This window comes from Enterobacter sp. HMSC16D10 (assembly GCF_001807145.1).
Lineage (GTDB): Bacteria > Pseudomonadota > Gammaproteobacteria > Enterobacterales > Enterobacteriaceae > Enterobacter > Enterobacter roggenkampii.
In genome coordinates, this window is sequence record NZ_KV787899.1 from 1 (window position 1) to 22053 (window position 22053).

Below are 22053 nucleotides of genomic sequence, written 5' to 3' on the forward strand. Positions count from 1 at the left end.
CCGTAGGCCCGGTAAGCGCAGCGCCACCGGGCATTAATGTGGCAGCGGATTAACCGATCTGCCCATTTCCCAGATGCTTCACGCGGCGCTTCACTTCTTCCTGTTTGCCGGCGTTAAACGGACGGGCGTCCGGGCTGCCGAGATAGCCGCATACGCGACGGGTCACGGAGACGCGGGCCGCATCGTGGTTGCCGCATTTCGGGCAGGTGAAGCCCTTGCTCGTACACTCGAACTCACCGGTAAAGCCGCACTCGTAACACTCGTCGATAGGCGTGTTGGTCCCGTAATACGGCACGTGCTGGTAGCTATAGTCCCACACGTCCTCCAGCGCCTTCAGGTTGTGCTGAATGTTTGGGTACTCGCCGTAGCAGATGAAGCCGCCGCTGGCGATCGGTGGATACGGTGCTTCAAAGTCGATCTTGTCGTACGGGTTCACCTTTTTCTCCACATCGAGGTGGAAGCTGTTGGTGTAGTACCCTTTATCGGTCACGCCTTCCACAATCCCGAATTCGGCGGTGTCCAGGCGGCAGAAGCGGTCACACAGGTTCTCGCTTGGGGTGCTGTAGAGGCTAAATCCGTATCCGGTTTCCTCTTTCCACTGGTCTACCGCGTCGCGCAGGCGCTGAACGATGGCGATGCCTTTCTCACGCAGGGCTTCGCTGTCGTACATGTGCGTGTCGCCAAACAGGGCGTTGATGGTTTCGTGAATGCCAATATAGCCCAGCGAAATCGAGGCGCGGCCGTTTTTGAAGATCTCGGACACGTCATCGTCCGCCTTCAGGCGCACGCCGCAGGCCCCTTCCATATAGAGGATCGGCGCCACGCGGGCTTTGACCCCTTCGAGGCGCGCAATGCGGGTCATCAGCGCCTTACGCGCCAGCTGCAGGCGCTCATCCAGCAGTTTCCAGAATTCAGCTTCATTACCTTTTGCCTCCAGCGCGATGCGCGGCAGGTTGAGGCTGATCACGCCCAGGTTGTTACGCCCGTCGTGGATCTGCTCGCCGTTTTCATCCTCGTACACGCCGAGGAAGCTGCGGCAGCCCATTGGCGTTTTAAACGAACCGGTCACTTTGACGACCTGATCGTAGTTCAGGATGTCCGGGTACATGCGCTTGCTCGCGCACTCCAGCGCCAGCTGTTTGATGTCGTAGTTCGGGTCGCCAAACTTGTGGTTCAGGCCGTCGCGAATCGCGAACACCAGTTTCGGGAACACGGCGGTTTTACGGTTTTTGCCGAGGCCGGAAATACGGTTGCGCAGGATCGACTGCTGGATCAGGCGTGATTCCCAGCTGGTGCCCAGCCCAAAGCCGAAGGTTACAAACGGCGTCTGGCCGTTGGCGGTGTGCAGCGTGTTCACCTCATATTCCAGCGACTGGAAGGCGTCGTAGCACTCTTTCTCGGTACGGGAATGCGCATAGCCGTCCGCGTCCGGAATCTGCCACTCTTCGGCGGTTTTACGGTGCTTGTTGAAGCTCGCCGTCACGAACGGGGCCAGCACTTCGTCAATGCGGTTAATGGTGGTGCCGCCGTAAATATGGCTGGCGACCTGGGCGATAATCTGCGCCGTGACCGCGGTAGCCGTGGAGATCGACTTAGGCGGTTCAATCTCCGCGTTACCCATTTTAAAGCCGTGGGTCAGCATGCCTTTCAGATCGATCAGCATGCAGTTAAACATCGGGAAGAACGGCGAATAGTCGAGATCGTGGTAGTGGATCTCGCCGCGCTCGTGCGCCGAGACCACGTCGCGCGGCAGCAGATGCTGACGGGCATAGTGTTTGGCGACGATACCGGCCAGCAGGTCGCGCTGGGTGGGGATCACTTTACTGTCTTTATTGGCGTTTTCATTGAGCAGCGCAGAGTTGGTCTGCTCCACCAGGCCACGGATCTCCTGGTTCAGGCGGCCGCGCTTCTCGCGCTGCACGTCTCGATCGTGGCGGTACTCAATGTAGGCGCGCGCCAGCTGCTTGTAGGGCCCTGCCATGAGCTGGTTCTCAACCGCGGTCTGGATCTCGTTGATATCAACCTGGCTGCGTTCATTCATCTGGCTGCTAACGACTTCTGCGACGGTGGCGCAGTAATCTGCGTCATCGACTCCCGCTGCTTTAGCTGCACGCAGAATGGCTTCCTGGATGCGCTCTGATTTAAACGGCACTTTACAGCCATCACGTTTCATCACATGCGGTGTCATGATCACTCCATTTTTAAAAACAGGTTATCCACAGAGGTGGAGAAGTATTCACCGGACGCATTTCCCGCCAGGCCAAAGACTTCCCGCGTTCCCAGCTCGTGTTATCCACAATTCCGGCCAGCGTAAGCGCCGTCTTGTTGTTGGAATAGTAGACGATAAATACAAGATGTTGGGTCGGCGTGCATTTTAAGTGCTACATATAGTGATTTGCATCAAACATGTTTGCGATTTATTTGATGCAGAACAAAGTAAAAAGACGAGAGTACAAACGACGGGCGCTTCAGCGATTGTAAAGGCGGGCGAGAAAAATCTGATTAATTATTCAACAAAAACAGTAAAGTAAGCCGGGTGCTGAGCCGCACCCGGCAGGGAAAGTTACTGCTGCAACCACCAGACGGCTTCAAACGGACGCAGCGACGTCGTTTGCGGTGCCGGGTAGTTACTCATCAGCACCTGCGACTTATCGCTGAGAGCCTCTGTCTGCCATTCCTGCGGCGTATGACTCAGGTTCGCCACCACTATCAGCGTCTGCCCCTGCCACTGGCGGCGATAGCACCACAGGGAAGGGTGTTCCGGCAGGAGATCCTCATAATCCCCCCACGTCAGCACCGGCAGGGTTTTGCGCAGGCGAATCAGCGACTGATAGGTGTAGAACACCGAATCCGCATCGTCCAGCGCCGCGCGGGCGTTCACGGTTTCGTAGTTATCGCAGACCCCAATCCACGGCTCGCCCTCGGTAAAGCCCGCATTGTGCGACGCGTCCCACTGCATTGGGGTTCGCCCGTTGTCGCGGGACTTGCTCGCCAGAATCGCCAGTAATTCATCCGGCTCGCGGCCGCTGGCGCGCAGTTCGGCGAACATGTTCAGACTTTCCACGTCGCGGTAATCGGTGATGCGGCTGAAGTGCGGGTTGGTCATGCCAAGCTCTTCACCCTGATAGATATACGGCGTGCCCTGCATCCCGTGCAGCACCATGCCGAGCATTTTCGCGGCGTGAACCCGGTATTCTCCTTCGTCACCGAAGCGCGACACGATGCGCGGCTGATCGTGGTTACACCAGAACAGCGCATTCCAGGCTTTGTTGTGCATCCCCTGCTGCCAGTGGCGGAAGAGGGTTTTCAGCGCCACGAAGTCCGGCTTCGCCAGCGTCCACTTTTCGCCGCCGGGGTAATCCACCTTCAGATGATGGAAGTTAAAGGTCATCGACAGCTCGCGCCCGTCGAGAGAAGCATACTGCTGGCAGTTCTCCAGCGAGGTCGAGGACATCTCGCCTACCGTCATCAGGTTGCGCGGGGTAAAGACGTCGCGGCTCATCTCCTGGAGATATTCATGAATGCGCGGCCCGTCGGTATAGAAGCGGCGACCGTCGCCGATGTTGTCGTCCGGGAAATCCTGATCTTTTGAAATCAGGTTAATGACGTCCAGACGCAGGCCGTCCACGCCGCGATCGGCCCAGAACTCGCACACCTTTTTCAGCTCGGCGCGCACCGCCGGGTTTTCCCAGTTGAGGTCCGCCTGCTCTGGCGCGAACAGGTGCAGGTAATATTGTTCGCTCTCCGCGTGCCAGCGCCAGGCGTTGCCGCCAAACTTGGAGCGCCAGTTGTTGGGCAACTGCTCCGGCGTGCCGTCTCGCCAGATGTAGAACTGGCGGTACGGGCTCGCTTTATTCAGCGACTCGCGGAACCAGGCGTGCTGCGTGGAGGTGTGGTTAAACACCATGTCCAGCACGATGCGAATGCCGCGCGCGTGCGCCTCAGCGACCAGCTCGTCGAAATCATCCAGCGTGCCGTAGGCCGGATCGATGGCGGTGTAGTTCGCCACGTCGTAGCCGTTGTCCACCTGCGGAGAGATATAAAACGGCGTCAGCCAGATGGCGTCAATGCCGAGGGTTTTCAGATAGTCCAGACGCTGCGTCACGCCGCGTAAATCGCCGGTGCCGCTGCCGGTGGTGTCCTGGAAGCTCTTTGGGTAAATCTGGTAGATGACGCCGTTCTGCCACCAGTGAGGAAGGGTATTCATAATGCGTTCCTGCAAATGCGAAGGGGCGCAACTGCGCCCCGAAAGATGAAGTTAAACAATCTGCAGCGAGCCCTGACGGAACTTACGCTGGTAAACCACGGTGGTCAGCGCCATTGGGACGATAATGGCGATGGCCATTGCCAGGGCAAACACTTGCCAGTAAGCGGGCTGGATGGAGAGGATGCCCGGCAGGCCGCCGACGCCAATCCCGTTCGCCATCACGCCGTTCAGTCCACACACCAGGCCAGCCAGACCGGAACCGATCATCGCGCAGAGCATCGGGAAGCGGTATTTCAGGTTGATACCGTACATTGCCGGTTCGGTGACGCCGAGGTAGGCGGAGATGGCCGCCGGAACGGAGATCTCGCGTTCGTTGTGCTTGCGGCTGACGATAATGATGCCGGTCACCGCGGACGCCTGAGCAATGTTAGACAGGGCGATAATCGGCCAGACCGGCGTGCCGCCGAGGCTCTGGATCATCTGCATATCAATCGCCAGCGTGGTCTGGTGCACGCCGGTGATCACCAGCGGGGCGTACAGGAAGCCAAACAGCGCGGCGCCAATCGGGGCGAAGCTGCCGGTCATCAGGTGACGCACCGCGAAGGCCACGCCGTCGCCAATCATGCGGCCAAACGGACCGATAAAGGCATGCGCCAGGAAGACCGCCAGAATCAGCGAGCACACCGGCACCACCACCAGATAAAGGTAATCCGGCACGATGCGTTTCAGTCGGGTTTCAATAAAGCCCAGCGCCAGGCCCGCCAGCAGGGCCGGAATGACCTGCGCCTGATAGCCCACTTTGGCGATGGTAAACAGGCCAAAGTTCCACACCTCTGGCACCTGTTGACCAAGTAAGTAAGCGTTCATTAACTGCGGAGAGACCAGCGTGACGCCGAGAACAATACCGAGGATCGGCGTACCGCCCATCTTGCGCACCGCGGACCAGCAAATCCCGACCGGCAGATAGAAGAAGATCGCTTCGCCAATCAGCCACAGGAAGTCGTACACGGTTTTCAGCGCCGGGTACATCTGCGCCAGGGTCTTGCCGTCACTCATCGGCACGTCGCCGATGACGTTACGGAAGCCTAAAATCAGGCCTCCGCTGATCAGCGCCGGCAGCAGCGGGAAGAAGATCTCCGCGAAGTGGGAAATCAGCTGCTCGTGCCACTTCATATTCTGGCGCGCAGCCTTCTTGGCCTGCTCTTTATCCGCCGCGCTGTGCCCGGTGGTCGCCAGCAGAGCCTGATAGTAATCGCCCACTTCGGTACCAATCACCACCTGGAACTGACCGGCGTTGGTGAAGCAGCCTTTTACCATGGAAAGCTCTTCAATCGCCTTCGGGTTCGCTTTGGCCGGTTCGTTCAGCACGAAGCGCAGGCGGGTAATGCAATGGCTGACGGTTGCGATGTTTTCGCGGCCGCCGACCAGGACGATCAGCTGATCAATATCTGCTTGTTTGACTTTACTCATCATGAAACCTCATGACAGATGGTGAGGGGGTGTAATGACCTGAGCGCAAGCCTACTCCTTCAGCGTGACGGCGAAAATGGGAACGTTCCCGAAATCGGGCGAAGATCACAATAAACCGATTGGTGGGGGTTATGAAAGGTGGGCAGGAATAACGATCTGACGCGGCTCTGCGCGCCCGTTGATCTGCTCGATCAGCTGCGCGGCGGCCTGTCTGCCGGACTCAGCGTAGCCCGGATCGACGGTGATGATCTCCGGGTGCAAAAACTTCATCAGCGGCGTGCTGCCGACGCTCGCCACCTGCAGACCGTCGATACGCTGCTCCTGCAGATATTTACTCGCGCCCAGCGCCAGCGTATCCGTGGCGCACACCAGCGCGGTGGTCTGCGGCGTCAGGACGCTGGCGACCTGCTCGTAGCCCTGCTTCATGCCCAGCCCCGGCAGGGAGGCCACGGCGGAGAGGTTGTGCTTTTTGCAAAACGCCAGATAGGCCTCATGGCGTCGCTTGCCGGTGGTAACGTCCGCGTGCGGTACGCCGAGGAAGCTGATGTGGCGATGGCCTTCGTCAAACAGGCGCTGCATCAGGGTGATAATCGCCCCCTCGTCGTCATAGCAGACGGAGGCAAAACCGTGGGCATCGCGCGCCAGCAGCACCAGCGACGGCTGCCAGGGTTTCAGCATCTCGTCTTTAATGCCGGTAAAGCCGAACAGCACCACGCCGTCAATGTTGCGCCGCTGAAGCATCCCCAGATGCTCTTCCACCAGCTGGGGCGAGAACTGGCTCTCCATCATGATCGGGTCATATCCCTGCTCATAGAAGGCGGGCAGCATGGTCTGCACGGCGAGGTTTTCAGACAGAGAATCCAGACGCGAGACAATGATGGCGACCACTTTGTCACTCTGCCCGCGCATGGCGCGCGCGGATCGGGAAGGGGAAAAACCGTGCTGATTCATGACCGCCTCAACGCGCTCGCGGGTGCGTTCGCTGACGCCGCTTTCGTTGTTCAGCACGCGTGAGACGGTCGATTTCCCCACGCCGCTTAAACGCGCGATGTCTTTAATCGTAAGGCGGTTCTGCATGCTGTATTCCCTGTAACAACGACAATGTAATGAATTGAGCCTAATGCTATAGCGCGATTTCGCTATGGGCTAAATCTGGTTTACGTTCGGTTTATTTGCAGGGGGGTATAATACCGCCCGAATCATCAAAAAGGGTACGCTTAAATCCTTATACTGCGCGGCGACACCCTACTTTTTACTTACCGGAGGCTTCATGGATCCCGATCCCACACCTCTCCTGAACGGGAGAATGCGTTCTTTCCGGTAAGCCAGCCTGTTGCTGACTCACCGGTGATGTGAGGCAGCAGCGTTCCAAACGTTCCTGCTTGAAAAATTGAGTGCCTCTCAGGTACGGCTTTGCCACGCCTGAAGGAAATGCTGCGTCCGCCTTTGCGGATGCGGAGGAATGACGATGTTTAAAAATATCACCCGGCAGCTGCAGGCCCTGCTGAGCCGCCACCTGCCACACCGTCTTGTTCAGCGCGACCCGCTGCCAAACGCCAAAAACATGGCGGGGGCGGCGATCCCCGCGTCCCTGACCGAACGCTGCCTGAACGTGGCGGCGATGGATGAAAACGAAGTCTGGCGCGCCTTTGGCGGACACCCGGAAGGGCTGAACGCGGCAGAAGTGGAAAAAATCCGCGCCGTGCATGGCGATAACCTCATTCCGGCGCAAAAGCCCTCTACGTGGTGGGTGCATCTGTGGCTCTGCTACCGCAACCCGTTCAACCTGCTGCTGACCGTGCTCGGCCTCATCTCCTACGCGACGGAAGATCTGTTTGCCGCAGGGGTGATTGCCCTGATGGTGGGCATCTCCACGCTGCTGAACTTTATTCAGGAGGCCCGCTCCACCAAAGCGGCGGACGCCCTGAAGGCGATGGTCAGCAACACTGCGACCGTCTCGCGCGTGATCAACGATCTCGGCGAAAACGCCTGGGTGGAATTGCCTATCGACCAGCTGGTGCCGGGCGATCTGGTGAAGCTGGCCGCGGGGGACATGATCCCGGCGGATTTACGCATCATCCAGGCGCGCGATCTGTTTGTGGCGCAGGCTTCCCTGACCGGCGAATCCCTGCCCGTTGAGAAGGTGGCGCGCAGCCGCGACCCGCAGCAGATGAACCCGCTCGAGTGCGACACCCTGTGCTTTATGGGGACCACGGTCGTCAGCGGCACCGCGCAGGCGATTGTCACCGCCACCGGGGGCAACACCTGGTTTGGTCAGCTTGCCGGGCGCGTCAGCGAGCAGGAGAGCGAGCCGAATGCCTTCCAGAAAGGGATTGGCCGCGTCAGCATGCTGCTGATCCGCTTTATGATGGTGATGACGCCAATCGTGCTGCTGATTAACGGCTACACCAAAGGCGACTGGTGGGAGGCGGCGCTGTTCGCGCTCTCCGTGGCGGTCGGCTTAACGCCGGAAATGCTGCCGATGATTGTGACCTCTACGCTGGCGCGCGGGGCGGTGAAGCTCTCTAAACAAAAGGTGATCGTCAAACACCTTGATGCCATTCAGAACTTTGGCGCGATGGACATTCTCTGCACCGATAAAACCGGCACTCTGACGCAGGACAAAATCGTGCTGGAGAACCACACCGATATCTCCGGCAAAACCAGCGAGCGCGTGCTGCACAGCGCGTGGCTGAACAGCCATTACCAGACCGGGCTGAAAAACCTGCTCGACGTCGCCGTGCTGGAAGGCGTGGACGAGGAGGCCGCCCGCACGCTCTCCGGCCGCTGGCAGAAGGTGGATGAGATCCCGTTCGACTTCGAGCGCCGCCGGATGTCGGTGGTGGTGAGCGAGCAGCCGAACGTGCATCAGCTGATCTGCAAAGGGGCGCTGCAGGAGATCCTCAACGTGTCGACGCAGGTGCGCTATAACGGTGACATCGTGCCGCTGGACGACACCATGCTGCGCCGCATCAAGCGCGTCACCGACAACCTCAACCGTCAGGGGCTGCGCGTGGTGGCGGTGGCGAGCAAGTTCCTGCCCGCGCGGGAGGGGGATTACCAGCGTATTGACGAATCCGATCTGATCCTCGAGGGTTACATCGCCTTCCTCGATCCGCCAAAAGAGACCACCGCACCGGCGCTCAAAGCGCTGAAGGCGAGCGGTATTACCGTGAAAATCCTCACCGGCGACAGCGAGCTGGTGGCGGCGAAAGTGTGCCACGAGGTGGGGCTGGACGCGGGTGACGTGGTGGTCGGGAGCGATATTGAACATCTCTCCGATGACGAGCTGGCGAAGCTGGCCCAGCGCACCACGCTGTTTGCCCGCCTGACGCCGATGCACAAAGAGCGCATCGTCACCCTGCTTAAGCGAGAAGGGCACGTGGTGGGCTTCATGGGCGACGGCATCAACGATGCGCCCGCCCTGCGTGCGGCGGATATCGGTATCTCCGTAGACGGGGCGGTGGATATTGCCCGCGAAGCGGCGGATATCATTCTGCTGGAAAAGAGCCTGATGGTGCTGGAGGAGGGCGTGATCGAAGGGCGCCGTACCTTTGCCAATATGCTCAAGTACATCAAGATGACCGCCAGCTCCAACTTCGGTAACGTCTTCAGCGTGCTGGTGGCGAGCGCGTTTCTGCCGTTCCTGCCGATGCTGCCGCTGCACCTGCTGATCCAGAACCTGATGTACGACGTGTCTCAGGTGGCGATCCCGTTTGATAACGTGGACGACGAGCAGATCCAGAAGCCGCAGCACTGGAACCCGGCAGATCTTGGGCGCTTTATGCTGTTCTTTGGCCCGATCAGCTCCATCTTCGACATCCTGACCTTCTGCCTGATGTGGTTTGTGTTCCATGCCAACACCCCGGAACATCAGACGCTGTTCCAGTCCGGCTGGTTCGTGGTGGGGCTGCTGTCGCAGACGCTGATTGTGCATATGATCCGCACCCGCCGCATTCCGTTCATCCAGAGCCGCGCCGCGTGGCCGCTGATTATGATGACGGGCATTGTGATGGCGCTCGGCATCGCGCTGCCGTTCTCACCGCTGGCAAGCTACCTGCAGCTGCAGGCGCTGCCGCTGAGCTACTTCCCGTGGCTGGTGGCGATCCTCGCCGGTTATATGGTGCTGACCCAGATGGTGAAAGGGTTCTATGCGCGTCGGTATGGCTGGCAGTAACGGCAAGCCCGGTGGCGCTGCGCTTACCGGGCCTACGATCCAAACGTAGGCCGGGTAAGGCGAAGCCGCCACCCGGCAATAGCTTTCCTCCCAAATTCAACAACCTGTGATCTCCGTCGGCGCATTCGCTTGCCGACAAAATGAGCGCATGTTAACAGAATGTTTTGCCTTTATTTGGCCCGTCAGATAAGGAACATTCATGTTACGGTACAGTCTCTTAACCGCCGGGCTGATGCTCGGCGCCTCTGCCTTTGCCGCCCCGGCAGGGGATCTCCCCTTAATGCCCTGGCCTGCGAAGGTCGAACGCCCGACGACCCAGGGCGCACTGGTGCTTAGCAACAACGTTTCTGTAAGCGTCAGCGGGGACGATCTCGGTGACGCCGTCAACCGACTGCGCCAGCGCATCGCCCTGCAAACCGGCTGGACGCTGCAGCCTCAGGCTGAAAAGCCAGACAAACCAACTATCCGCATCGCCATCGCTAAAAAGGTGAAGCCGCAGCCGCTGCCGGACAGCGACGAAAGCTATAAGCTCACGGTGGATGCCAACGGCGTGAACATCTCTGCCAACACCCGTTTCGGTGCCTTGCGCGCCATGGAAACCCTGCTCCAGCTGATGCAGAACGGGGCGGAAAATACCTCTCTGCCGTGGGTGACCATTGAAGATTCGCCGCGTTTCCCCTGGCGCGGGCTGCTGCTCGATTCGGCACGTCACTTTCTCCCGCTGCCGGATATCAAACGCCAGATCGACGGCATGGCTGCGGCGAAGCTCAACGTGCTGCACTGGCATTTGACCGACGACCAGGGCTGGCGCTTCAGCTCGAAGCGCTACCCTAAGCTGACGCAGCTTGCCAGCGACGGGCTGTTCTACACGCCTGAGCAGATGCGCGAGGTGGTGCGTTACGCCGCCGAGCGCGGCATTCGCGTGGTGCCGGAGATCGACATGCCGGGCCACGCCTCGGCGATTGCCGTGGCCTACCCGGAGCTAATGAGCGCGCCGGGACCGTACGCCATGGAACGCCACTGGGGCGTGCTGAAGCCGGTGCTGGATCCGACAAAAGACGCAACTTACGCTTTTGCCGACGCGATGGTCAGCGAACTGGCGGCGATCTTCCCCGATCCGTATCTGCATATCGGCGGCGACGAGGTGGACGACAGCCAGTGGAAAGCGAATCCGGCCATCCAGCAGTTTATGCGCGACAACAGGCTGGCGGACAGCCACGCGCTGCAGGCCTATTTCAACCGCAAGCTGGAAACGATCCTCGAGAAGCATCACCGCCAGATGGTCGGCTGGGATGAGATCTACCATCCCGATCTGCCGAAAAGCATTCTGATCCAGTCCTGGCAGGGCCAGGACGCGCTGGGGCAGGTGGCGCAGAACGGCTACAGGGGCATTCTGTCGACCGGCTTTTATCTCGACCAGCCCCAGTCCACCGCCTATCACTACCGCAACGAGATTGTCCCGCAGGGGTTAAACGGCGTGGATGTGATAGCGGACACCGACAGCGCCCAGAGCTGGGCCTTCTCCATGCCGCGCCTGAAGGGCAAGCCGGTGGAGGGGAGCTTCACGCTGGTGAAAGGGGATGCCGGCTGGCGCGGGGTTATTGATTTTGCCGGGAAATCCCGCCGCGCGGTGCAGGATATTGAATGGCGGGATGACAATCAGGTGACCTTCACCGTCGATACCTGGATGGGCGAAACGCGCCCGGTTGTCACCGTTGATAACGACAAACTCTCCGGTTATTTCCTCGTCGGGAATACGCGCTACCCGATTAGCGGCACGCGTCTGGACGACGTGCCGAAAGGCGTTCCGCCCGTCGTGCCGGACGTGGCGAACCAGTCCAACCTGCTCGGCGGCGAAGCGGCGCTGTGGGCGGAAAACGTGGTGGCGCCGGTGCTGGATATTCGCCTGTGGCCACGTACGTTTGCGGTGGCGGAGCGGCTCTGGTCCGCGCAGGACGTCAACGACGTCGACAACATGTACACCCGCCTGCAGGCGATGGACAGCTGGTCGACGGTGTCGGTCGGGCTGCAGCAGCATACCCAGCAGCAGGTGCAGTTCACGCGCCTCGCCGGTAATGCCGACACCCTGCCGCTGCAGGTCCTCGCGCAGGCGATTGAACCGGCTCAGTATTACACCCGCCAGCACCTGAAGTTCCGGGCCGGAAACTACCATCAGTTCGAGCCGCTCAACCGCTTTGCGGATGCGCTGAACGCCGAAAGCACCACCGTGCGCCAGATGCACAAATGGGCGGACCGTCTGGTGAGCGATGCGGAAGACACGGAAAGCGCCGACGCCTTGCGCCACGTCTTTAACCGCTGGCAGAGCAACACCAGCGACGCGCTGGCCTTAAGCGAAAACAGCTATCAGCTGAAGGCGATGAAGCCGGTGATCCAGGAGGTGGATAAGCTGGCCTCGATTGGCCTGCGGCTCACCGACCTGGTGGCGCGTCAGGGCACGCTGGATGACAAAGAGATCGCCTCGATTCAGAGCGAGCTGGATAACGCGGCGAAGGTGCAGGACGAAGTGGTGATTGCGGCGGTGTACCCGCTGGAGACGCTGCTGCGCGCCACGCGGAATCAGTAGCAAGCAACAAAAAAGGCAGCCTGGGCTGCCTTTTTTCATCGCCAAAGCGAATTAGCGACGAACGGCAATCGCTTCGATTTCAATTTTCACGTCTTTTGGCAGACGCGCCACTTCCACGCAGGAGCGCGCCGGGAAGGTGGCGTTATGCTCGGTGAAGAACGCTTCGTAGGTGGCGTTAACGGTCGCGAAATCGTTCAGATCCTTCACGAACACGGTGGTTTTCACGATATCACCCACTTTCAGGCCGGCAGATTCCACGATAGCCTGCACGTTTTCCAGCGACTGACGCGCCTGCGCCGCGACATCTTCCGGCACCGCGCCGGTTTTTGGGTTTACGGGGATCTGACCTGAAGTGATGATCATGCTGCCCAGATCAACGCCCTGAACGTAAGGGCCGATAGCGGCTGGTGCATTTTCCGTCGCGAGTACTTTGCTCATGTTTTCTCCAGAATTACAGCGTTAAGAATGTTCCCGGCCATTATAACAGCCGGGATTTCATTACCAACCTCAATTAGTTGGCCAGCACCACATAATGAGAAAACTCTTTTTCGCAGTATTTGCATTTGAGAGCGATGTCATTCGCGCGCTTTTTCACTGCGAAACTGGAGGAAACCGGCTCGGCGTGGCTGATGCAGTTGCTGTTCGGGCAGACCAGCACGCTTTCGATACGTTCTGGCAGGCTCGGGCGTGATTTGCCGACCACTTCGTACTCGTCGATGCGGTTGACGGTGGCGTCCGGCGCGTACAGCGACAGCTGGTTAACCTGCTCGTCGGTCAGGAAGGTGTTCTCGATTTTGATCAGGTCTTTGCGGCCCATCTCGCCCGACGGCAGGTTCAGGCCGATGGTGATGCGCTGGTCAGTTTCGGTCAGTTTGAACAGCGTCAGCAGCTTAAAGCCCACCTGCGCAGGGATATGGTCAATCACGGTGCCACGCTTGATGGCTTCAACCTGGAGTTTGTTATCGTGTGTCATGGTCGTCTCCCCTTACAGAGCTAATTCGCGATTCAGAACCAGTGCCAGTAACGCCTGGCGGGCGAAGATGCCGTTCCCGGCCTGCTGGAAGTACCAGGCGTGCGGCGTTTTATCCACGTCTGTGGTGATCTCATCGATGCGCGGCAGCGGATGCAGCACCTTCATGTTGTCGCGCGCGCCTTCCAGGTCGCTGGCGCGCAGCACGAACTGCGCCTTCACGTTGGCGTATTCGGACGGGTCCAGACGCTCTTTCTGCACGCGGGTCATGTACAGAATATCCACGTGGCTCATCACCTCTTCGATGCTGGCATGCAGGCTCCACGCAATGCCTTTCTCGTCCAGCATGTCGAGAATGTACTGCGGCATCGCCAGCGCCTCCGGGGCAATGAAGTAGAAGCGGTTGCCGTTAAATTTCGCCAGCGCCTGGGTCAGGGAGTGGACGGTGCGGCCATACTTCAGGTCGCCAACCATGGCGATGTTCAGGTTCTCAAGCGTGCCTTGGGTCTCCTGAATGGTGAACAGATCCAGCAGCGTCTGCGTTGGGTGCTGGTTGGCACCGTCACCGGCGTTCAGCACCGGAATGCCGCCGGAGAACTCGGTCGCCAGGCGCGCCGCGCCCTCCTGCGGGTGACGCATCACAATCGCGTCGACGTAGGTGCTGATCACTGAAATGGTATCCGCCAGGGTCTCGCCTTTTTTACCCAGCGACGTGTTGCTGCTGTCAGAGAAGCCCACCACGCTCGCGCCCAGGCGGTGCATGGAGGTCTCAAAGGAGAGGCGGGTGCGGGTCGAGGCTTCAAAGAAGCAGCTCGCAATCACCTTGTGCTTCAGCAGCTCCGGTTGCGGATTGGCCTTCAGTTTTGCCGCGGTTTCCAGAACCAGTTCCAGCTCTTCGCGGCTGAGGTCGTTTATGGAAATGATGTGTTTTTGATAAAGCGGATTCATGTTTATCTCCTGACGCCGGGCAAAAAAAAGCCCCTCAAATGAGGGGCTCTGGGAATAGGTTTAGCAACGGGAAGAAAAACGGCAGGCCAGCGTCTGATTTCAGACGCGGTAAGACGTTATGTCGTACACGCTTGACCATGCTTCCTCCCGGCAAATTGTCGGGCATTATACGCAGCTCGCTTTTCGGATCAAGCGATTTAATGCACGCTTTACTCAATGCAAACGGTTCTTTGTGAATATTAATGCGTTCTGAGTAAATAATTAATTTGCTTATGCACCAGCGCAGTGCGCTTCACCACTCGGGGGGCGACCCAGACAATACTGCTGCCGGCCACCACGCCTAAAATTTCCGGAAGCTGGTGATAATCCAGAATACGCGCCACCGCGCGGCCATATCCGGCGACGGTATGGACAAGGATAAACTCGCTATTATGCTCAACGCTGACCACCATTTCCGAAACGGTACGCGCGGCGTCGGGGGCAGGGCGCAGTTGAGGATTCAACGAATAAATCTTTAGCCCTTTGGCATTTCGAATTTTTATGACTCCGAGCAACTTCAGCAATCGCGAAACGGTCGACTGGCTGATGCTGTCAAACCCTCTCTCCTGCAGGTCGCGGCGAATCTCTTCCTGCGAAAGGTAACTCTTTTCGGCGATCAAACGCTGGCACACCGTGAGCTGCAGCTGTTCTTTGGGAGAGTACTCTTCGTAATCCATCATGTTTCCCATATCAGTTCCCGAAATAACCGGTGACACCGCACCGATCCGTAGGCCGGATAAGCGCAGCGCCATCCGGCAAATTACAACAACGCCCCCAGACTTAACGCCACCATAATCACCACCGTCAGGATCGCCAGCAGCGGCGCCACCCATTTCAGGTAGCGCACGTAAGGTACCCGGGCGATAGCCAGCCCGCCCATGACCACCGCAGAGGTCGGCGTGACGAGGTTAACGATGCCGGAGGCCGACTGGTAAGCCGTAACCACCAGGTCGCGGTTGACGTTAGCGAAATCAGCAAGCGGCGCCATGATCGGCATCGTCAGAACGGCCAGGCCGGATGAAGAAGGCACAAGAAACGACAGCACGACTTCCAGCCAGTACATCACGTTGATAAACGCTACCGTGGACAACCCGCTGACCAGCCCTTCCGCGCTGTGCAAAATGGTGTGGGTAATCATGCCCTTATCCATGATGACTACGATACCGCGCGCGATGCCGATAATCAGCGCGACGCCCAGCAAATCTCGCGCGCCGTTGATAAACGTCGACGTCAGCTCCTCTTCGCTCATGCGGGCAATCAGGCCGACGATGATCGCGCTGGCGAGAAATACCGCTGAAATCTCCGCCATCCACCAGCCCAGCACCGCCACGCCGTAAATCATCACCGCGAAGGCCAGAGCGAAAATCACCAGGATGATTTTGCGCACCGGGGTGAATTCCAGGGACTGTTCGCCCTTGTTGCCGAGGAAATGGGCGAGGTTCTCCTCCTGCTTGTCTGCAACGATGGACTGCGAGGGATCCTTACGCACCTTGCGGGCGTAGCGCATCACCCACGCCACGCAGATGATCCAGCCGATGACCAGCAGCGCCACGCGCAGGGCGATGCCGTTGGTGAAGGGGATCCCGGCGGCGTTGGCGGCGATCACCGTGGCAAACGGGTTAATGGTGGAGCCGAGGGTGCCGATCCCCGCCCCGAGCAGCACGGTAGAGGCGGCGACAACCGGATCGAACCGCGCGGCCAGCATCACCGGCACCAGTAAGGTATAGAAGGGCAGCGACTCTTCGGCCATACCGTAAATCGTGCCGCCTGCGGCAAATAGCGCCATCAGGATCGGGATCATCCACTCCTCGCGTCCGCGCAGTCGGGTGGTCACACGCTCGATCCCGGCGTCAATCGCCCCGGTTTTGGTGACGATCCCGAGGAATCCCCCGATGATCAGAATAAACAGCGCCACGTCGATCGCCCCGGCCTGGCCGGATTCCGGATCGTACAGCCCGGCAATCGGCGCCATCAGCACCGAAACCAGCCCCTGCGGATGCGCCGCGACATGCGCGTAGGTGCCTGCAACGGGGACGTCTTTGCCGAGCGCCTCGTTCATTGCCATATGGTACTGCCCGGCCGGGACAATCCACGTCAGCACGGCCACGACGGCAATCAGAAAAAAGAGAATGGTGTAAGCGGAGGGAAACTTGAACTTGCCCATGATGTTCTCCTGAAACCCGGCGCACCCCGCGGCGCGCCGGGCGATGATTAGTCGCCGAGTGTCGCCACCATGACCGCTTTAATGGTGTGCATGCGGTTCTCTGCTTCGTCGAAGACGATGGAGTTCGGTGATTCGAAGACCTCTTCCGTCACCTCCAGCCCCTTCAGCCCGTACGCCATCTCGATCTCGCGGCCCACCTTCGTGTGCTCGTTGTGGAACGCGGGCAGGCAGTGCATGAACTTGACGTTCGGGTTGCCGGTGGCCTTCATCACCTGGGCGTTAATCTGATACGGCTTCATCAGGCTGACGCGCTCGGCCCAGGCTTCCTTCGGCTCGCCCATGGAGACCCACACGTCGGTGTAGAGGAAATCGGTCCCCTGCACGCCTTCTTCCACGTCGTCGGTGAGGGTGATGCGCGCGCCCGTCTCTTTCGCAATGGCGCGGCACTGCTCAACCAGGCCTGCCTCCGGCCAGAAGGATTTCGGCGCAACGAGGCGGATATCCATCCCCATCTTGGCCGCACCGACCATCAGGGAGTTGCCCATGTTGTTTCGCGCGTCGCCGAGATAGGCAAAGCTCAGCTCCGGCAGGGTTTTGCCCGGGGAGTGCTCCAGCATGGTCATCAGGTCGGCGAGAATTTGCGTTGGGTGGAACTCGTCGGTCAGGCCGTTCCATACCGGCACGCCCGCGTACTCGCCCAGCTCTTCGACGATGGCCTGGCCGTAGCCGCGGTATTCGATGCCGTCGTACATGCGGCCCAGCACGCGGGCGGTGTCTTTCATCGACTCTTTGTGACCGATCTGCGAGCCGCTTGGGCCGAGATAGGTGACCTGCGCGCCCTGGTCGAACGCGCCCACTTCGAAGGCGCAGCGGGTGCGGGTGGAGGTTTTTTCAAAGATCAGGGCGATGTTTTTCCCGACCAGGGTTTGCTTCTCGCGCCCGGCTTTTTTGGCGGCCTTGAGCTCAATGGCGAGGTCGATCAGGTACTGGATCTCCGCCGGGGTATAGTCCAGCAGTTTGAGGAAGTTGCGGTTTTTCAGGTTGATGGTCATGGGTAAATCCTTTTTAAAATGAGTGTTCAGTTACGAATCAACGTGCCTTTCTCGCCCGCGAGGATCTCCGCGCCGTCGGCCAGCGCGCCGATCCCGGCTATCCCATTGCAGGCTTCAACGAACTCGCGGCAGGCGGCCACCTTCGGCCCCATCGATCCGGCGTCGAACTGCATGCCCCTGAGCAGCTCCGGCGTTACCTGCGCCAGCGGACGCTGGGTCGGTTTGCCCCAGTCGAGGTACACCGCGTCGGCGTCGGTCAGGATCAGCAGGGCGTCGGCCTCGATCTGGCGCGCCAGCAGGGCGGCGGAGAGGTCTTTATCGATTACCGCCTCGATCCCGCGATAGCCGTTGGCCTGTTCCACCACCGGCACCCCGCCGCCGCCGTTGCAGATCACCAGATGGTCGCGCTGGATCAGCGCCGTGATGGCGTCGCTCTCGACGATGCGCTTCGGCTGCGGAGACGGCACCACGCGGCGGACGTAGCTGCCGTCGGCCTTAAACACCCAGCCTTTCTCCGCGGCCAGCGTTTTTGCCTGGGCTTCGCTGTACACCGGGCCGATGTATTTGGTCGGGTTGCTGAAGGCCGGGTCGGCGGCGTCCACTTCTACCTGGGTGAGCAGAACGCTCACCTCCCGCTGCGGCAGGCTGTTTTTCAGCGCCTGCTGGAGCATGTAGCCGATCATTCCCTGGCTTTCGGCGCCAAGAACGTCCAGCGGGTAGGGCGTGACTTTGTCGTAGGCGCTGTTCTGCAGCGCCAGCAGCCCGACCTGCGGCCCGTTGCCGTGCACCAGCACCACGCGCCACTGCGCCGTTAAGCCGGCGATGGTGCGGGCGGCCTGCTCGATGTTCTGGCGCTGGATCTCCGCTTCCAGCGGCTCGCCGCGCTTGAGCAGCGCGTTGCCGCCCAGGGCCACAACCAGAGTGGGTTTTCGTTCCATGATGGCTCCTTTAAATTCCGTCGCGTTCCAGCGGGCAGCTCATGCAGCGCGCGCCGCCGCGGCCGCGTCCGAGTTCGTCGCCCGGGATGGGCAGTACGGTGATACCCGCTTTGTCGTACTTCTCGTTGGTCCAGACGTTGCGCTCGTAGCCGATCACCACGCCGGGGCGGATGGTCAGGACGTTATTGGCGTCGTTCCACTGCTCGCGTTCGGCCTCAAAGGCGTCGCCGCCGGTGGTGATCAGACGTACCTGGTTAATGCCGAGCGCTTTCTCGATGGCGTGCAGCAGGTCGGTTTCCTGCGTGCGCAGCAGGCCGCCGCGGCCGTCCGGGGTGAGCGTCCAGCACTGGGCGTCTTTACGCACCACTTCCGGGTAGACGGAGAAAGTGTCCACGTCGATGTGGGTCATGACGGTGTCGAGGTGCATGCAGGAGCGGTGTTTTGGCAGCTCAACGGCGATGACGCGCTCGGCCTGACGGTGTTTGAACAGGCTGTTGGCGAGGAACTCCACGCCCTGCGGCGTCGTGCGCTCGGACATGCCGATCAATACCGCACCGCGGCCAATGACTAATACGTCGCCGCCTTCTAAGGTGGCGTGGTCGTAATTAATATTCTCGTCGCCGAAATACTTAATAAAACCGCCGTCGGCGAACGCCGGGTGCCAGCGATATATTGCCCGCAGGTTATTGGTTTCACGCTGACGCGCTGGTTTGGCCATTGGGTTAATAGAGACGCCGTTATAGATCCAGCAGGAGGTATCGCGGGTAAATAAATGGTTCGGCAGTGGCTTCATAATAAAATCATTCGCCGTGTGGGTATCCACCACCATATTTTTAATGGCTGCCGGAATTTCACCGTAGGTTAATCCGCCGCTTAATCTGCGCGCCAGTTCCCGGTGCGGCATATCCGCCAGCCAGCCGCGCACGTCGCCAGCAAAGGTTGGGCCGAGGCGGTAGTCAGAGATTTGCGTCTCCAGCAGCCAGGCTTTCGCCTCAGCGATATCAAGGGTTTGTGTCAGCAGGTCGGTCAGCAGCAGGACTTCCACCCCCTGCTCGCGCAGCGTGTTGGCGAAGATGTCATGCTCCTCACCCGCCCGCTCAACCGAGAGCACGTCATCAAATAGCAGCTCCTGACAGTTTGATGGCGTTAAGCGTTTCAGACTTAAATTTGGGCGGTGCAGCATAACGCTACGCAATTGACCAATTTCAGAACCGACGTAATGCTTTTCCATAATTATTCCTTTAACTGTTTTTCAGAATAAAAAGGGCATGCGCCATGTCATCTATTTAATTGCATGGCGGCTAAGCTCAATTGATTTCGTGGTTCATACTAGGCAGTTAAATAATCCGTATTGTGATGTTGCTCACGCGAAAATGGATATTATGCGGTTTGTTTTCATTAGCATGATTCGCATCACATAATGATTAATTGGCTATTCTGGCGAGGTGAATAGCTAAGCACTATCCGTTGTCATTATTTGCAGTTGTTAGTGTTTTGTAGAATTTCATGCTTTGAAATATTTTGTTAAGCCATTGATTTTAATTGTTTTTAAAAGCGGAAGGGAATGGCTATGCAATATTGCTAATTAACTATTTTTGGCTTAAGGAAAATCAATAAATATTTATTGAATTTAATAGCAAATTATCAAAGTGATAAAATGTGAAGCTGTAGCGAGTTTTGTTGTTAAGGCATGACGATCAGTAAGTTAGCGCAAGGCCGTGATAACGAAGAACTGAAGATATGCATAATGACTGCATAAATGCCTGCGAGGGCTTAACAGCAAATTAACACCATTCCCGATAAACATGCGTTCGCGCAAAACCCGTCTAAAAAGCGCTGGTATGGCAGTCGGGATTCTCGTATAAAAGATAAAAATGAAACGTTGTTTTATATTGAGGGTATTCTGATGATTATCGGCAACATCCACCATCTGCAGTCCTGGCTGCCTGAGGATCTGCGTCAGGCCATTGAGCACGTTAAATCTCACGTCACCGACGCGACGCCGCTCGGCAAGCACGACGTCAACGGCAACAGTCTGTTTTATCTGGTCTCTGAAGATACAACCCAGCCGTTCGCCGAGCGTCGCGCCGAGTACCACGCGCGCTATCTGGATATTCAGATCGTGATGAAGGGACAGGAAGGGATGACATTCAGCACCCTGCCGCCCGGCACGCCGGACACCGACTGGCTGGCGGACAAAGACATCGCGTTCCTGCCGGAAGGCGAGCAGGAGAAAACCGTCGTGTTGAGCGAAGGGGATTTTGTGGTGTTCTGGCCGGGTGAGGTGCACAAGCCGCTGTGCGCGGTGGGGGCACCTGCTAAGGTCAGGAAAGTGGTGGTGAAGATGCTTGTAGAGTAACCCCTCTCCCAAGGGGAGAGGGTGTAAAAGTTCCCTCTCCCTGTGGGAGAGGGTTAGGGTGAGGGCATCAGGCCGCCCCTTCCAATTTGTGATCCAGCTTAAATTTCCCGCACTCCTTCTTCCCTTCCCATTTACCTCTCCTTTTTCTGCGTCATAGTATGATCGTTAAATTAATGAACGCTGTTCTATAATGTAGAACAAAATGATTCAGCAAGGAGATCTCATGCCGCAGTCCGCGTTGTTTACGGGAATCATTCCCCCTGTCTCCACCATTTTTACTGCCGATGGCCAACTCGATAAGCAGGGCACCGCCGCGCTGATCGACGATCTCATCAAAGCAGGCGTTGACGGCCTGTTCTTCCTGGGCAGCGGCGGCGAGTTCTCCCAGCTCGGCGCCGAAGAGCGTAAAACCATTGCCCAATTTGCGATCGATCATGTCGATCGTCGCGTGCCGGTCCTGATCGGCACCGGCGGCACCAACGCCCGGGAAACCATTGCGCTCAGCCAGCACGCGCAGCAGGCGGGGGCGGACGGCATCGTGGTGATCAACCCTTACTACTGGAAAGTGTCGGAAGCGAACCTGATCCGCTATTTCGAGCAGGTGGCGGACAGCGTCACGCTGCCGGTGATGCTCTATAACTTCCCGGCGCTGACCGGGCAGGATCTGACCCCGGCGCTGGTGAAAACCCTGGCCGATTCGCGCAGCAACATCGTCGGCATCAAAGACACCATCGACTCCGTCGCCCACCTGCGCAGCATGATCCACACCGTTAAAGGTGCCCATCCGCACTTCACCGTGCTGTGCGGCTACGACGATCATCTCTTTAATACCCTGCTGCTCGGCGGCGACGGGACGATTTCGGCCAGCGGCAACTTTGCCCCGCAGGTGTCGGTGAATCTGCTGAAAGCCTGGCGGGATAAAGACGTGGCGAAGGCGGCTGAGTATCATCAGACCCTGCTGCAAATTCCGCAGATGTATCAGCTGGATACGCCGTTTGTGAACGTTATTAAAGAGGCGATTGTGCTCTGCGGCCGCCCGATTTCCACGCACGTGCTGCCGCCCGCCTCTGCGCTGGACGAGCCGCGTAAGGCGCAGCTGAAAACCCTGCTGCAACAGCTCAAGCTCTGCTGAGCCGGACGATAAC

At 58.8% G+C, this 22053-nt stretch carries 17 protein-coding genes and 1 pseudogene; 5 read left to right on the plus strand and 13 right to left on the minus strand.

What is annotated here, in order from left to right:
* Window positions 1-49 precede the first annotated feature (49 nt).
* The 4 genes from nrdD to treR all read right to left on the minus strand — a co-directional run bounded on the left by nrdD (window position 50) and on the right by treR (window position 6754).
* On the minus strand, window positions 50-2188 hold the full coding sequence (nrdD, locus tag HMPREF3143_RS18315) for an anaerobic ribonucleoside-triphosphate reductase (protein ID WP_070533959.1): 2139 nt from the start codon (window positions 2186-2188) through the stop codon (window positions 50-52).
* A gap of 375 nt (window positions 2189-2563) precedes the next feature.
* On the minus strand, window positions 2564-4207 hold the full coding sequence (gene treC / locus HMPREF3143_RS18320; protein WP_070533962.1) for an alpha,alpha-phosphotrehalase: 1644 nt from the start codon (window positions 4205-4207) through the stop codon (window positions 2564-2566).
* A 51-nt stretch (window positions 4208-4258) separates the two neighbouring features.
* Window positions 4259-5677 carry a PTS trehalose transporter subunit IIBC gene (treB, locus tag HMPREF3143_RS18325; protein ID WP_070534080.1) on the minus strand — a complete coding sequence of 473 codons (1419 nt, stop codon included), beginning with the start codon at window positions 5675-5677 and terminating at the stop codon, window positions 4259-4261.
* Window positions 5678-5806: 129 nt separating this feature from the next.
* Complete coding sequence (treR, locus tag HMPREF3143_RS18330) at window positions 5807-6754, minus strand: trehalose operon repressor TreR (protein ID WP_021240675.1); 948 nt, start codon at window positions 6752-6754, stop codon at window positions 5807-5809.
* A gap of 391 nt (window positions 6755-7145) precedes the next feature.
* Between treR and mgtA the strand changes: the two genes are divergently transcribed.
* Together mgtA and HMPREF3143_RS18340 are read left to right on the plus strand one after the other, a co-directional pair.
* Window positions 7146-9854, plus strand: a complete 2709-nt coding sequence (gene mgtA, locus HMPREF3143_RS18335; RefSeq protein ID WP_070533965.1) for a magnesium-translocating P-type ATPase — start codon at window positions 7146-7148, stop codon at window positions 9852-9854.
* A gap of 199 nt (window positions 9855-10053) precedes the next feature.
* On the plus strand, window positions 10054-12438 hold the full coding sequence (locus HMPREF3143_RS18340; RefSeq protein ID WP_070533970.1) for a beta-N-acetylhexosaminidase: 2385 nt from the start codon (window positions 10054-10056) through the stop codon (window positions 12436-12438).
* A 51-nt stretch (window positions 12439-12489) separates the two neighbouring features.
* Here HMPREF3143_RS18340 and ridA read toward each other — a convergent pair whose 3' ends face one another.
* The 4 genes from ridA to HMPREF3143_RS25135 all read right to left on the minus strand — a co-directional run bounded on the left by ridA (window position 12490) and on the right by HMPREF3143_RS25135 (window position 14495).
* Window positions 12490-12876 (minus strand): 2-iminobutanoate/2-iminopropanoate deaminase, encoded by a 387-nt coding sequence (gene ridA, locus HMPREF3143_RS18345; protein ID WP_008501391.1) that lies wholly within the window; start codon window positions 12874-12876, stop codon window positions 12490-12492.
* A gap of 73 nt (window positions 12877-12949) precedes the next feature.
* The gene (gene pyrI, locus HMPREF3143_RS18350) at window positions 12950-13411 is read right to left on the minus strand and encodes an aspartate carbamoyltransferase regulatory subunit (RefSeq protein ID WP_008501390.1); all 462 of its coding nucleotides are present in this window, start codon (window positions 13409-13411) and stop codon (window positions 12950-12952) included.
* Window positions 13412-13423: 12 nt separating this feature from the next.
* Window positions 13424-14356, minus strand: coding sequence for an aspartate carbamoyltransferase (gene pyrB / locus HMPREF3143_RS18355; protein WP_023326589.1), 933 nt, complete (start codon window positions 14354-14356; stop codon window positions 13424-13426).
* A gap of 34 nt (window positions 14357-14390) precedes the next feature.
* Window positions 14391-14495 (minus strand): pyrBI operon leader peptide, encoded by a 105-nt coding sequence (locus HMPREF3143_RS25135; protein WP_022646880.1) that lies wholly within the window; start codon window positions 14493-14495, stop codon window positions 14391-14393.
* Between HMPREF3143_RS25135 and HMPREF3143_RS25805 the strand changes: the two are divergent.
* Window positions 14475-14592, plus strand: a pseudogene (locus tag HMPREF3143_RS25805) (hypothetical protein). The gene HMPREF3143_RS25135 and the pseudogene HMPREF3143_RS25805 sit on opposite strands and share 21 nt — an antisense overlap.
* Before the next feature lie 3 nt (window positions 14593-14595).
* On the opposite strand, the gene HMPREF3143_RS18360 reads toward HMPREF3143_RS25805, so the two are convergent.
* From HMPREF3143_RS18360 to arcA, 5 genes are all read right to left on the minus strand, one after another.
* On the minus strand, window positions 14596-15075 hold the full coding sequence (locus HMPREF3143_RS18360) for an arginine repressor (RefSeq protein ID WP_025912003.1): 480 nt from the start codon (window positions 15073-15075) through the stop codon (window positions 14596-14598).
* An 80-nt stretch (window positions 15076-15155) separates the two neighbouring features.
* Window positions 15156-16559 (minus strand): YfcC family protein, encoded by a 1404-nt coding sequence (locus HMPREF3143_RS18365; protein ID WP_008501387.1) that lies wholly within the window; start codon window positions 16557-16559, stop codon window positions 15156-15158.
* A gap of 47 nt (window positions 16560-16606) precedes the next feature.
* Window positions 16607-17611 (minus strand): ornithine carbamoyltransferase, encoded by a 1005-nt coding sequence (argF, locus tag HMPREF3143_RS18370; protein ID WP_008501386.1) that lies wholly within the window; start codon window positions 17609-17611, stop codon window positions 16607-16609.
* 26 nt (window positions 17612-17637) lie between these two features.
* A complete protein-coding gene (gene arcC, locus HMPREF3143_RS18375) occupies window positions 17638-18549 on the minus strand; it encodes a carbamate kinase (RefSeq protein ID WP_023293410.1) in 912 nt (303 codons plus the stop codon).
* 10 nt (window positions 18550-18559) lie between these two features.
* Entirely contained in the window at window positions 18560-19780 is a 1221-nt protein-coding gene (gene arcA, locus HMPREF3143_RS18380) for an arginine deiminase (RefSeq protein WP_070533975.1), read from the minus strand.
* Window positions 19781-20455: 675 nt separating this feature from the next.
* Here arcA and HMPREF3143_RS18385 point away from each other — a divergent pair.
* Both HMPREF3143_RS18385 and yagE read left to right on the plus strand, forming a co-directional pair.
* On the plus strand, window positions 20456-20908 hold the full coding sequence (locus HMPREF3143_RS18385; RefSeq protein WP_039265386.1) for a YhcH/YjgK/YiaL family protein: 453 nt from the start codon (window positions 20456-20458) through the stop codon (window positions 20906-20908).
* A 223-nt stretch (window positions 20909-21131) separates the two neighbouring features.
* Window positions 21132-22040: a 2-keto-3-deoxygluconate aldolase gene (yagE, locus tag HMPREF3143_RS18390; RefSeq protein ID WP_070533978.1), complete on the plus strand. Its 909-nt coding sequence runs from the start codon at window positions 21132-21134 to the stop codon at window positions 22038-22040.
* Window positions 22041-22053 lie beyond the last annotated feature (13 nt).